This window comes from Alphaproteobacteria bacterium (assembly GCA_035625915.1).
In the GTDB taxonomy this organism is placed as follows: Bacteria; Pseudomonadota; Alphaproteobacteria; order JACZXZ01; family JACZXZ01; genus DATDHA01.
Window position 1 is genome coordinate 1 of record DASPOR010000186.1, and the last position, 12617, is coordinate 12617.

Here is a 12617-nt window from a genome sequence, read left to right on the forward strand (position 1 = left end):
CGGCTGCAGATCGCGGCTAATTGTCTCGGTGCGGCGATCCGTGCTGCCGACACCGCCAATCGTTATGCAAGCGAGCGAGTCCAGTTCGGCCGGCCCATCCGGGATTTCCAAGCGATCGAGTTCATGCTGGCCGACATGGCGGTCGAGATCATGGCGGCGAAGAGCCTCGTCTATCGTGTGGCGTGGGAAATCGATCGCGGCATCGACCGCAAGCTCATCCACGCGCGCGCGAGTGCCGTGAAGCTTCACGCCTCGGAAATGGCCGGCCGGGTGATCGACAAGGCGCTGCAGATCCTTGGTGGCCGAGGTTACATGCGCGAGAACCCGGTCGAGCGGCTCTATCGCGACATCCGCGTCGATCGGATATGGGAAGGAACCTCGGAAATCCAGCGCGCGATCATCGCCGGCCAGATCAAGAAGCGCGGTCTCACGGCCTATACGGGCTGGGTGTGACGACGGTCGGGCGTGGGGCGCTTAACGCGCGCCGGTCATGCCCGCGCGCCGGCGACCTTTCGCTTGGCGAGGATCTGATCGAGCCAATCCGGGTCCATCTCCGGCACGGAGGAGAGCAGCAATTCCGTGTAGGCGTGATGCGGCGGGGACAGGACGCGGGATTTCGCCCCACTCTCGACCACGCGCCCTTGATGCATGACGACGATTTCGTCGGCGATCGCCTTCACCGTCGCCAGATCGTGGGTGATGTAAAGATATGTGACGCCGAGTTCCTTTTGGAGCCGGAGCAGAAGCTTCAGGATTTCCTCCGCGACGAGCTGGTCGAGGGCCGAGGTCACCTCGTCGCAGATGATCAGCTCGGGATTGATCGCAAGCGCGCGCGCGATGCAGACACGCTGTTTCTGGCCGCCCGATAGTTCACTCGGCAGGCGGTCCATGAACCGCTCGTCGAGTTCGATCATCTCGAGAAGTTCGATGGTTCGGCGCTGCTTGGCGGCCCCCTTCAACCCCAGATGATGCTCGAGCGGCCGGCCGATGATGTCGTGAACCCGGCGGCGCGGATTGAGCGCCGTGTCGGGCATCTGATAGATCATCTGAATGCGTTGGAGGAGCGTCTTGTCGCGGTCCTTGAGCCGGGTAGGAAGTGCTTTGCCGTCGAAGAGGATCGCACCCGCCGAAGGCGGAAGAAGGCCCGTGATCGTGCGTGCGAGAGTCGATTTGCCCGAGCCCGACTCGCCCACGACGGCGACCGTCCGGCCGCGGGGAACCTGGACGTTGATGTTGTGAAGGACCTTGAGGGCGCCATAGCGCGCATCGACTCCGTCGATCCGAAGCAAGGTATCCTCGCCCGGCATCTCGTCCTTTCGCAACGCGCGGACGGCCCAAAGGGATTTGGTATAAGCCTGCTGGGGATTCGAAAGCATGACGCGCGTCGGCGCTTCCTCGACCAGCTCGCCATAGCGCAGCACCATGACGCGATCGGCCATCTGAGCGACGACGGCCAGATCGTGGGAAATGTAGATGGCGGCCGTTTGCAGCTCGCGCACGACGTTCTTGATGGCGGCGAGCACTTCGATTTGCGTCGTCACGTCGAGTGCTGTCGTCGGCTCGTCGAAGACGATGAGGTCCGGCCGGCAGGCCATGGCCATCGCGGTCATGGCGCGTTGAAGTTGGCCGCCCGAAACCTGATGCGGATAACGCATGCCGAAATGCTCTGCGTCGGGCAGGCGCAAGCGCTCGAACATGTCGACGACGTTGCGCCTTGCGTCATCGTCATTGGCGATCCGGTGATTCGTCGGCGCCTCGACGCACTGGTCGATGAGCTTGTGCGCGGGATTGAAGGAGGCCGCCGCCGACTGCGCCACATAGGCGATCCGTTTCCCCCAAATCCGTCGCCTGGCGGCGTCATCGAGCTTGAGGAGATCGACCCCGTCGAACACCACGCTGCCGGCCGTAATGCGGCAGCCGGGCCGGGCATAGCCCATGGTCGCGAGCCCGATCGTCGATTTGCCGGCACCCGACTCCCCGATGAGCCCCAGCACCTCGCCGCGGCGCACCGTCAAATCGATGCCCTTGACGATTTCCTGCCAGCGTTCGTCGGATTGCCCTTCGATGCGCAATCCGCGCACGTCGACGAGAGTAGCGTTGCCGCTACTCGCCCTATCTCTATTCGCGCGATCGTCGTTAACGTTCATCTTTGAGCCCGCTTGTCTTGTGCAAGAACCAATCGACCACGAAATTCACGGCAATCGTAAGTAGCGCTATGGCGCCGGCCGGAAGCAGCGGCGTCACGTCGCCATAGGTGATGAGGGTGGAGTTCTCGCGCACCATCGAGCCCCAATCCGCGGTCGGCGGCTGGATGCCGAGGCCGAGGAAGGACAATGCGCTGATCGTCAGGAAAACGAAGCAGAACCGCAAGCCGAATTCGGCCGCAAGCGGGGGAAGGATGTTCGGAAGAACCTCGCGCGCCATGATCCATCCGATCTTCTCGCCCTGCAATCGGGCCGCTTCGACGAAATCCAGCACCACGACGTTCATCGAAACCGCTCGGGTCAGCCGGAAGACGCGGGTCGAATCGAGGACGGCGATGATCACGATGAGATTGGGTATCGACGAGCCGACGATCGAGAGCAGCATCAACGCGAAGATGAGCTGCGGAATCGCCATGAGGATGTCGACGGCGCGGGCGAGGAGCTGGTCGGTCCACCCGCCGAGTATCGCGGCGAGAAGACCGAGTACGCCGCCAATGAAGAAGGCGAGGCAGGTCGTGAGCAGTGCTATCCCGACCGTGTTGCGCGCGCCAAAGATGAGGCGGGAGAGCATGTCGCGGCCGAGCTGATCCGTGCCGAAGAAGTACTGGGCACCCCACTCCTCGTACTGCGCGCCGACGACTTGCGATTCCCCGTATGGCGCGAGGAGGGGAGCGAATATCGCCAACACCACGTAGCTGAGGATCACGATAATGCCGAACCATGCGGTCAGCGGCGCATGCCTGAGGGCGCGCCATGCCGTCTCGAACGCCGTCCGCCGCACATATCCGTGTGCGCGCCCGCCGCCGGCCGCTTCGGCGAATGCATCTCCAGGATACTCGTCGGGTTTGACGGTCATCGCGGGTGCAGGAGTCTGGGGTTGGTGACAATCGACACGATATCGGCCAACAGGTTGAGACCGATATAGGTCACGGCGAAAATCAAGGCGCAGGCCTGGACGACGGGTATGTCGCGCGCCGACACGGAATCGACCATAAGCTGGCCGATTCCTGGATAGACGAACACCACCTCGACGACGACCACGCCAACGATCAGATACGCGAGGTTGATCGCGACGACGGTGGCGATCGGCGCCAGCGCATTAGGCAGCGCGTGGCGGTAGATGATGCGCCCCGGGGTCACGCCCTTGAGCCGCGCCGTCTCGATATAGGGATGGGCCAGGAGATTGATGATCGACGCGCGCGTCATGCGCATCATGTGGGCGACGATCACCAGCACGAGCGTCATGGAGGGCAGCGTGCATCGCGCAACGCGCTCGAAAAACGGCGTATCCGGGGAGACATTGGCGAGGGAGTAGAAAATCGGGTACTTGACCGCGAGGAACAGCATCAGGATATACGCCACGAAGAATTCCGGCACCGAGATCGTCGTGAGTGTCACGAAATTCACCGTGCGGTCGAAGAAGCTGTTCCGGTAGAGGGCTGCGAGCATGCCGAGCACGAGCGAGAGCGGCACGGCGATCAGCGCCGTCATGCTCGCAAGGAAGAGCGTGTTCCTAAGCCGCGGTGCGATCAGCGAGACGACCGTGCGGCCATGCCCCTCGCCGATGCCGGCCAAGCCCGAAAACGACTGGCCGAAATTGCCGTGGAGCACGCCGCCGATCCACATGATGTAGCGCAGTGCGGGCGGCTGATCGAGCCCGACCTGGTGGCGGAAGGCGGCGACCGTCTCCGGGGTCGCCGCCTGGCCGAGGATCGAGGTCGCGAAATCGCCGGGCAGCATGGTCACGGCCGAGAAGATCACGAGCGAAACGACGAACAACGTGATCAGCCCGAGGCCGAGCCGCTGTAGTATGGTCCTGAGAATAGGACTCACGTTTTCACGCTCCCATAGCCTCTTTAGTCGAGACTTATGCGAACCACCAGCGCTCGGCGATCTTGAGCCCGTCGGCCTCCCAATTCGCCGCGATCGTCCCGTGCGCAAGCTTCTTCGAGTTCGCCTCCACGTAATTGTTGAAGACAAGCACGATGACGCCGCAGTCGTCGTGGACAAGCTGCTGCATCTCGCCGTACATCGAGGCTCGCTTTTTGTCGTCGGTCTCGCTGCGCGCCGCGACCAGAAGCTCGTTGAACTTCGGGTTCGCCCACTTGGTCTCGTTCCACGCGGCACCCTTGGCGTAGACCACCGTGAACATCCAGTCGCAGGTCGGCCGCCCGCTCCAATAGCCCGCGATCCACGGCTTCTTGAGCCACACATTGTCCCAATAGCCGTCGTTCGGCTCGCGCACCACGTTGAGGTCGATCCCCGCGGCTTTCGCCTGCGCCTGATAGAGCACCGCAGCGTCCGTCGCACCATTGAACGCGGCATCGGCCACGGAGAGGTTGACCTTGAGATTGCTCATGCCCGCCTTCTTCAGGTGGAACTTCGCCTTCTCGGGGTCGTATTTGTACTTCGGCGTCGGATCGATCGCGAACTTGACCGAGGGTGCGATCGGATTGTCGTTGCCGGGCAGCGCGTGGCCGAGGAAGACTTTCTGGGAGATCTCCTCGCGATTGACCGCCCATTTGAGTGCGGTGCGCACGTCGAGATTGTCGAACGGGGGAACGGTCACGTCCATCGGCAACACGTAATGGCCGTAGCCCGTCACCTCGGCGATGTCGACGTTCGGATTTTTCTTGAGGAGGTTGAGCGTCTTCAAATCGGCGCGGCCGATCCAGTGCACTTCGCCGGTCGTCAGCGCGTTGGTGCGTGCCGTAACGTCGGCGACGGTGAGAAACTCCACCTCGTCGAAATACGGCTTGCCCTGCTTGTGATAGTTCGCAAAGCGCTTCAACTTCGCCCGCACGCCCGGCTCCCACGACACGAAGGAGAACGGGCCGGTGCGCACGTTCGACTGCCAATCGGCCGAGCCGTCGGGCTTCGCCGGCATGATCGGAATGTGGTAGTCGCTCGCGATATAGGGGAAGTCGGCATTGCCGCCGTTGAGCTTGAAGACGACGGTTTCCTTCCCGTCCGCCTTCATGTCCGTGATCGCCTCGAGGACCGATTTCACGGCGGATTTCGAATCCTTGCCCATGTGGTGGCGATAGGAGGCGATGACGTCGTCCGCCGTCAGGTCCTTGCCGTTGTGGAAGGTGACGCCCTTGCGCAGCTTGAAAACCCAGGTCGCCGCCTTGTCGGCCGGCTCCATGGATTCGCACAGATCGGGCGTGATGTTGCCCTTGGCGTCCACCTCGGTCAGGCCATTCGACATCGAGCCCCAGAATGGCACTTGAGTCGCCGTGTCAGGATAGGACGCCGGGTCGCCCGTGTCGGTCGTGGCCCCGTGCGCCAATCCGAACTTGGCGCTTCCGCCCTTCTTGGGCGTTGCACCGACGCCGGCCTTGCTCAAGATGCTCGTCGCAAGTGCTGTGGTAATGCCGAGGGCCGCGGCACGGCCCATGAACTCGCGCCGCGAAATCCGGCCCTTTACGATCTGCAGGGTCCAGTAATCGAGTTCCGTCATTTGCTCCTCCCTGACGCATTCCACTTATTCGGCCCCCGGCGTTCGGCGCCAACGGCCATTCGGCAATGCAAGAGGTGCGGGCCGCACGCGAGCGTGCGGCCCGAGCCGTCAGTCAATCACCTATCCGGCAAACCACCAGCGCTTCGCGATCTTGAGGCCGTCGGCCTCCCAGTTCGTCGCGATTTCGCCGTGGGCGAGCTTCTTCGAGCAAGCCTCCACGTAGTTGTTGAAGACGATCACCATCTGGCCGCAGTCGTCATGCACGAGCTGTTGCAGCTCGGCATACATGCTGGCGCGCTTTTTCTCATCCGGCTCGCTTCGCGCCGCGACCAGAACTTCGTTGAACTTCGGATTGTCCCATTTGGTCTCGTTCCAGGAAGCACCCTTGGCGTAAACCACGGTGAACATCCAGTCGCACGTCGGACGCCCGCTCCAGTAGTCGGCGACGAACGGCTTCTTGAGCCACACATTGTCGAAGTAGCCGTCGTTAGGCTCGCGCACCACGTTGATGGTGATTCCGGCGGCCTTCGCACTCTCCTGGAAGAGCACGGCCGCGTCGACGCAGCCGTTGAATGCGGCATCCGCGGCGGAGAGGTCGACCTTGAGGTCGGACATGCCAGCCTTCTTGAGGAGGGCTTTGGCCTTCTCGGGGTCGTAGGTGTATTTCGGCTGGGGATCGATCGCGAATTTGACCGAGGGTGCGATCGGATTGTCGTTCCCGACCTTCACGTGTCCGAGGAAGACCTTCTTCGCGATTTCATCGCGATTCATGGCCCACTTGAGTGCCGTGCGCACGTCATTGTTGTTGAAGGGCGCCACCGTCGTGTCCATCGAGAACACGTAGTGGCCGTAGCCCGTGACCTCGGTGATCTCGATGTTGGGGGTCTTCTGGAGAAGGTTGAGGGTCTTGAGGTCTGGGCGGCCGATCCAGTGCACTTCGCCTGTCGTCAAGGCGTTCTGGCGCGCCGTCACGTCCGTGATGCTGATGAATTCGACCTCGTCGAAATAGGGCTTGCCCTCTTCGTGGTAATTGGGGAAGCGCTTCAGTTTTGCGCGAACGCCCGGTTCCCACGACACGAAGGTGAAGGGACCCGTGCGCACGTTCGATTGCCAGTTCGCCGTGCCGTCGGGGTTGGCCGGCATGATCGGAATGTGATAGTCGCTCGTGAGATACGGAAAATCCGCATTGCCGCCGCTGAGCTTGAAGATCACGGTGTTCTTGCCGTCCGCCTTGATGTCCGCGACCGCATCGAGGACCGATTTCACGGCGGATTTCGAATCCTTGCCCATATGGTGACGGTAGGAAGCGATGACGTCGTCCGCCGTCAAGTCCTTGCCGTCGTGGAAGGTAACACCCTTGCGCAACTTGAAGATCCAGGTCGCGGCGTTGTCGGCCGGCTCCATGCTTTCGCAAAGATCGGCCGTGATGTTGCCCTTCGCGTCCACCTCGGTCAGGCTGTTCGACATCGCACCCCAGAACGGCACCTGAGTCCCCGTGTCTGGATAGGAGGCCGGGTCGCCCGTGTCGGTCGTGGCCCCGTGCGCCAATCCGAACTTGGCGCTTCCGCCTCTCTTCGGAGTCTGGCCGATGCCGGCCTTGCTCAAAATACTCGTGGCGAGTGCGGTCGTAACGCCGAGGGCCGCAGCACGGCCCATGAATTCACGCCGCGAAATTCGACCCTTTACGATCTGCTGGGTCCAGTATTCTAGTTCATTCATTTGCGCCTCCCTTGCATGGCTCCCATGCGAACTCTAGCACGCAAAATCGAACATGCCGAATTAATTAATGCCTCTTGTTCCCGCCGAACCCGCCCTGAAAGCCGCGGATTTGGCCGCTTCACGGAAAGTCGGTTCGTGCAGGCCCGCGACATGCTTTGCATCGGGGCAAGCACCGCCGCTCAGGCGTTGTCCGTGTCCTCAAGAAGCAAATCGACGCCTCGTGCGCCGACCGCAATGCTTGGGCCGTTCAAGTTTCCAGACGGTATGGTCGGGAAGATGGATGCGTCGATAACGCGAAGCCCGTCGATACCGTGCACCCTCAGCCGTTCGTCCACCACGGTCGTGCCCGGGTCGGGTCCCATCCGGCAGGTGCCGCACGGGTGGAAGACGGAGTAACTCCGCGACCGAATGTCCGCGATCAGATCGTCGTCGGTCGCGGCGGCAGCCCCGGGCTTCAGCTCCTCGGCGACGATCGGTGCGAGCGCCGATGTGGCGGCGAGACGGCGCAGGTAACGCGCACCCGCCAAAAGCTCTTCGACGTCGTGGTCGGTCGAAAGATAATTTGGATAGATCGCCGGGGACGCCAGCGGATCGTTCGAGCGGATTTCGAGATGGCCGCGGCTCGTCGGCCGGCAGGGCGACGCACTCATGACGAAGCCCGGAAAGGGGTCGGGCTTCAAGAGGGCGCGCTTGCCCGGCTCCGCCTTTTCGTAACTGAGCGGCATGAAATAAAGCTGAAGATCGGGTCGCGAAAGTTCGGGCCGGGTGCGGAGAAAGCCGCCCGCCTGATTGACGCTGAGCGCAAGCGGCCCTTTGCGGAAGAGGGCATAGCGCATCGCTGCCTTCGCCTTACCCCACAACGTGAAAAGTTCGTCGTTGAGGGTCGGCTGCCGCGCTCGATAAACGTGGTCATAACATAGGTGATCCTGAAGGTTCTGCCCGACCGCCCCGCGATCGCACACCACGTCGATGCCGCGAGATTTGAGGAATGCCGCGTGTCCGATGCCGGAGAGCTGAAGTAGCTGCGGGGAATTGACCGCACCGGCGCATAGGACGATTCCACGTCGCGCCGATGCTTGTTGCGCCATGCCATGCCGCAAATAGTCAACGCTCGTCGCGCGCACGCCCTCGAACCGGATGCGGGTTGCCTGCGCCATCGTTTCGACCTTGAGATTGGGCCGTCCCATTGCCGGCCGGAGGAAGGCGCGCGACGACGACATTCGCAGTCCGTCGCGCGTGGTAATCTGGTAGTAACCGACCCCTTCTTGGGATTTGCCGTTGAAATCGCGATTCGGGGGAAGGCCCAAAGCGTTGGCGGCGGCGATGAAAGCGCTGCATAGCGGGTGGGCTTCGCTCGTGATGTCGGTGACATGAAGCGCGCCACCAGCACCATGATCCTCGCTTTCCCCGAATGCGTGGTCTTCGATTAGGCGATAGACGGCCAGGATGTTCTTCCAACCCCAGCCGCGATTGCCGAGGGCTTCCCACGCGTCGAAATCCTCCGGCTGGCCGCGGATGTAGACCATGGCGTTGATCGAGCTCGACCCGCCCAGGACCTTGCCGCGCGGCCAGTAGTTCGTCCGATCGCCGAAACCGGGAACAGGCTCCGTCATGTACATCCAGTTGACGCGCGGGTTGTAGAAGGTCTTGCCGTAGCCGATGGGGATTTGTATCCAGGGCTGCCGATCCGATGGACCCGCTTCCAGGAGGAGTACGCGGTGTCGCCCGCTCTCGGTGAGACGGTTCGCAACGACGCATCCCGCCGAACCGGCGCCGACGACGATAAAATCGTACTCCATGCGCTCACCCCGTTTTCCAATCGACGCAGTATGCCAAGCGGCGGCTGGCAGCACGAGCCTTCCGGCATGGGTAATCGCACTTTATACAGATACTGGGCGCTGCGATTGAAGCGTGCGCCGATTTGCGTATAAACCTGTCTGCATTCCGCAAGGTTCCGCATCGAACGAGGAAGGGTCGCAGGCGATGAAAATCCGATCGATCGAGACCTTTTCGACCGACTTCGTGGGTTTTGTCCGCGTGACGACGGAGAGCGGCCGTCAAGGCTGGGGGCAGGTCGCGAACTACAATGCCGACATCTCCGCCTTGGTGCTCCATCGTCAGGTTGCCCCTTGGGCGCTCGGACGAGACGCTCTCGACATCGAGACGCTGGTGAGCGTCATTCCGGATAGGGAGCACAAATTTCCGGGATCGTACCTCTATCGCGCCTTGGCCGGGCTCGACACCGCACTCTGGGACTTGCGCGGCAAGCTCGACGGAAAGAGTGTGTGCGAGCTTCTGGGCGGCAAGCCGCGCTTTTTTCCCGTCTACGCCTCGAGCATGCGGCGCGACATCACCCCCGAGGCCGAGGCCGAGCGCTTCCGCGCTTTGCGCGGCAACTTTGGCTATGACGCGTTCAAATTCCGGGTTGGGAAGGAATGCGGCCACGACGAGGATGAGTGGGCGGGACGGACCGAGGCGATCGTGCCGACCGTGCGCAAGGCGATGGGTAGGGATGTGCGCCTTCTCGTCGACGGCAACAGCGCATACAGCCCTGCGAAAGCGATCGAGGTCGGCCGGCTTCTCGAGGCGAACGGCATCTGTCATTTCGAGGAGCCGTGCCCCTATTGGGAACTCGAATGGACCAAGCAAGTCGCCGATGCGCTCGATCTCGACGTGACCGGCGGCGAGCAGGACTGCGAGCTTCCGACCTGGCGGCGCATGATCGAGATGCGGGCCGTCGACGTGGTGCAGCCCGACGTGTGCTATCTCGGCGGGATCTGCCGCACGCTCAAGGTTGTTGAGATGGCGACGACAGCCGGCCTGCCGGTAACGCCCCACTCCGCGAACCTCTCCCTCGTCACGATTTTCACGCTCCACCTCATGGGCGCCATCCGGAACGCCGGGCCCTATGTCGAGTTCTCAATCGAGGGGCGGGATTACTACCCTTGGCAGGAAGGGCTTTTCTTCCCGCCGTACCAGATCGAGGACGGCAAGGTCCGCATTCCCGACGGGCCGGGCTGGGGAGTCGAAATCAACAAGGACTGGCTCGCCAAGGCCGAATACCGCAAGAGCGAGGTCGAGTAGGCCCGCAGACCCTGCAATTTCGGTAGCAATTCGGTAAACGTCAGCTGAAGGCCGCTTGCTGCCGAGCCTGTGATCGCGACGGCAGGCGCCGCAATGCAGGGTAGTGGGCAAGCTTGAGTAATTAGACTAACTTTGAGCCCCGGATAGCTCGCTAACAATCGGAGCTGAGAAGCATAATGTCGACCTTCGCCTTGCCCAACCCCTGCCTCCAAGGAACCATGGTTCTCGAACAGGTTCTCGCGGCGCGCCGCACAACGAGAACCTTCAAGTCAAAGCCGATATCTTTGGATCAGCTCTCCCAATTGCTTTGGGCAGCACAAGGGATCACGGGTCCGGATGGCCGTCGCAACACACCCTCCGCCGGGGCCATGTTCTTATTGGAATTATGCGTACTGATCGGCTCCGTTGATCAACTTCGAGCTGGCGCCTATCGCTACGTTGCTGCCACGCACGCGCTTGAGCGCGTCTCGGATCGAGAATTGCGTGCCGTCGTCGCCAAGGCCGCGATTGGAGAACAGCCATGGCTGGAACAGGCTGCCGTAGTCGTCATCTTGGCTGCAAATGCGAGCGAAGCCCTGGACCATTTCAAGGATCAGCCGCCTATAGGCCAACGGGGGTTCCGGTACGTGAATATGGAAGTCGGGCATGCCGCGCAGAATATGTACCTCCAGGCGACGGCACTCGGCCTAGGCGGTGTCTTCGTAGGCGGCTTCGACGACGACGCTATCGTGCGGCTGCAGATCTTGTCAGCCAAACACGATCCCTTCGGCCTCATGGCAATCGGGCACGTGAGTTGAGCATCGCAGGCGGGAGGAAAAATGCGATACTACGTTGCCATCGTTCACAAGGACCCCGACAGCGACTTCGGCGTATCGTTTCCGGATTTTCCGGGCTGTATTACAGCGGGATCGACGTTATCCGAAGCAACCGACATGGCAATCGAGGCTTTGTCTGGACACATCGAGCTTATGGCCGCGGACGGTGATGCGATCCCAGAGCCTTCCGATATTGGCGCCATGATGTCGAATCTCGACTTCAATGATGGATTTCCGATACTGGTCCCGGCCCCTAACCGAACCGCCTGATTGCGACGCCCCGAAACCCAAAGGTGCTGTGACAAATAGGATCCTGGTATCTTTTAATATCGGGTTCTTAATATTCTAAATTTCCTGCCACACGCTTATCCAGAAGAGGTGTTCCAAATCCTATGGCCCCGCGGCCAGGATCGATGGTACGCGACTATGAGCTGCGACCCATGCGGCCGTCTCAGGGGAAATCCAGCCTATGGGTCGCTACGTTCGATTGTGTCTCCGGCTTGGGATTCGAGCACTCGCCGCACTCGCGATGTTTGCTCGTCAATACAAGTTATTGAGGCAATTTCACAGAATAGTGTACACTGCGTGTGTAATTTTTGCTATCTAGGCATAAAGGAGTGTGTATAGAATACATATGTGGATAGCCGGCAAATAATCAAAAAGATTGAAGCCGATGGCTGGTACGAAGTGGCCCAGAAAGGTAGCCACAAGCAGTTCAGACACCCGACAAAGAAGGGCCGCGTGACGGTCGTTCATCCAGCAAAAGACGTCACAATCGGGACCCTTCGTAGCATTGAAAGGCAGTCTGGGGTCAAGCTGAGGTAAATGCGGCCCTGGCGATTAGGCCCAGTAGGGCTAGGGTCAAAGGAGACTTTAATGGCGTCATATATTGCGCTTATCCATAAGGATGATGGGAGTGACTACGGCGTTTCGTTTCCCGACTTTCCGGGCTGCATCACGGCGGGTAGCACGCTCGACCAAGCGCGCACACTCGCGGCCGAGGCTCTCGCCTTTCACATCGAGGGCATGATTGAGGACGGCGATGCAATTCCGGAACCCAGTGACCTGACGCAGGTCATGAGCGACCCCGAAAATCGCGATGGCGTTGCTGTGCTGGTCGACGCTCCGGCGCGTCATGCGCGGAAAATCGTGCGGCTCAATATCACCCTGCCCAAAGACGTCCTTCAGGAAATCGATCGTTTCGCAGAAAGTCAGGGTTACACACGCTCTGGTTTTCTCGCCCACGCTGCGCGGAAGGTCATTCGAGAAGAGGCGGCATAGGGCGGCACCGCGCGCCTCGTGGTTCAACGTGGCTGTGCCGTGGCGGGCCGG

General features: G+C 61.3%; 12 protein-coding genes. 6 read left to right on the forward strand and 6 right to left on the reverse strand.

Annotated elements, in window-relative coordinates:
- The coding region (locus VEJ16_14520) for an acyl-CoA dehydrogenase (GenBank protein HYB10878.1) at positions 1 to 453 on the forward strand (453 nt) is incomplete at its 5' end.
- 35 nt (positions 454 to 488) lie between these two features.
- Here the strand turns inward: VEJ16_14520 and VEJ16_14525 are convergent.
- The 6 genes from VEJ16_14525 to VEJ16_14550 all read right to left on the reverse strand — a co-directional run bounded on the left by VEJ16_14525 (position 489) and on the right by VEJ16_14550 (position 9185).
- Entirely contained in the window at positions 489 to 2147 is a 1659-nt protein-coding gene (locus VEJ16_14525; protein HYB10879.1) for an ABC transporter ATP-binding protein, read from the reverse strand.
- On the reverse strand, positions 2137 to 3060 hold the full coding sequence (locus VEJ16_14530; protein HYB10880.1) for an ABC transporter permease: 924 nt from the start codon (positions 3058 to 3060) through the stop codon (positions 2137 to 2139). Before VEJ16_14530 ends, VEJ16_14525 begins: the two co-directional genes overlap by 11 nt.
- Positions 3057 to 4037, reverse strand: coding sequence for an ABC transporter permease (locus VEJ16_14535; GenBank protein ID HYB10881.1), 981 nt, complete (start codon positions 4035 to 4037; stop codon positions 3057 to 3059). Before VEJ16_14535 ends, VEJ16_14530 begins: the two co-directional genes overlap by 4 nt.
- Positions 4038 to 4071: 34 nt before the next feature.
- Positions 4072 to 5667, reverse strand: a complete 1596-nt coding sequence (locus VEJ16_14540) for an ABC transporter substrate-binding protein (GenBank protein ID HYB10882.1) — start codon at positions 5665 to 5667, stop codon at positions 4072 to 4074.
- Positions 5668 to 5787: 120 nt separating this feature from the next.
- Positions 5788 to 7386: an ABC transporter substrate-binding protein gene (locus VEJ16_14545; protein HYB10883.1), complete on the reverse strand. Its 1599-nt coding sequence runs from the start codon at positions 7384 to 7386 to the stop codon at positions 5788 to 5790.
- A gap of 179 nt (positions 7387 to 7565) precedes the next feature.
- Complete coding sequence (locus tag VEJ16_14550) at positions 7566 to 9185, reverse strand: GMC family oxidoreductase N-terminal domain-containing protein (protein ID HYB10884.1); 1620 nt, start codon at positions 9183 to 9185, stop codon at positions 7566 to 7568.
- Positions 9186 to 9369: 184 nt separating this feature from the next.
- Here VEJ16_14550 and VEJ16_14555 point away from each other — a divergent pair, with 184 nt between their 5' ends.
- The 5 genes from VEJ16_14555 to VEJ16_14575 all read left to right on the forward strand — a co-directional run bounded on the left by VEJ16_14555 (position 9370) and on the right by VEJ16_14575 (position 12566).
- Complete coding sequence (locus VEJ16_14555; GenBank protein ID HYB10885.1) at positions 9370 to 10470, forward strand: mandelate racemase/muconate lactonizing enzyme family protein; 1101 nt, start codon at positions 9370 to 9372, stop codon at positions 10468 to 10470.
- Between the two features lie 176 nt (positions 10471 to 10646).
- Complete coding sequence (locus VEJ16_14560; protein HYB10886.1) at positions 10647 to 11267, forward strand: SagB/ThcOx family dehydrogenase; 621 nt, start codon at positions 10647 to 10649, stop codon at positions 11265 to 11267.
- Positions 11268 to 11288: 21 nt separating this feature from the next.
- Positions 11289 to 11555 carry a type II toxin-antitoxin system HicB family antitoxin gene (locus VEJ16_14565; GenBank protein HYB10887.1) on the forward strand — a complete coding sequence of 89 codons (267 nt, stop codon included), beginning with the start codon at positions 11289 to 11291 and terminating at the stop codon, positions 11553 to 11555.
- A 366-nt stretch (positions 11556 to 11921) separates the two neighbouring features.
- On the forward strand, positions 11922 to 12110 hold the full coding sequence (locus tag VEJ16_14570; protein ID HYB10888.1) for a type II toxin-antitoxin system HicA family toxin: 189 nt from the start codon (positions 11922 to 11924) through the stop codon (positions 12108 to 12110).
- Positions 12111 to 12161: 51 nt separating this feature from the next.
- Complete coding sequence (locus VEJ16_14575; protein ID HYB10889.1) at positions 12162 to 12566, forward strand: type II toxin-antitoxin system HicB family antitoxin; 405 nt, start codon at positions 12162 to 12164, stop codon at positions 12564 to 12566.
- Positions 12567 to 12617 lie beyond the last annotated feature (51 nt).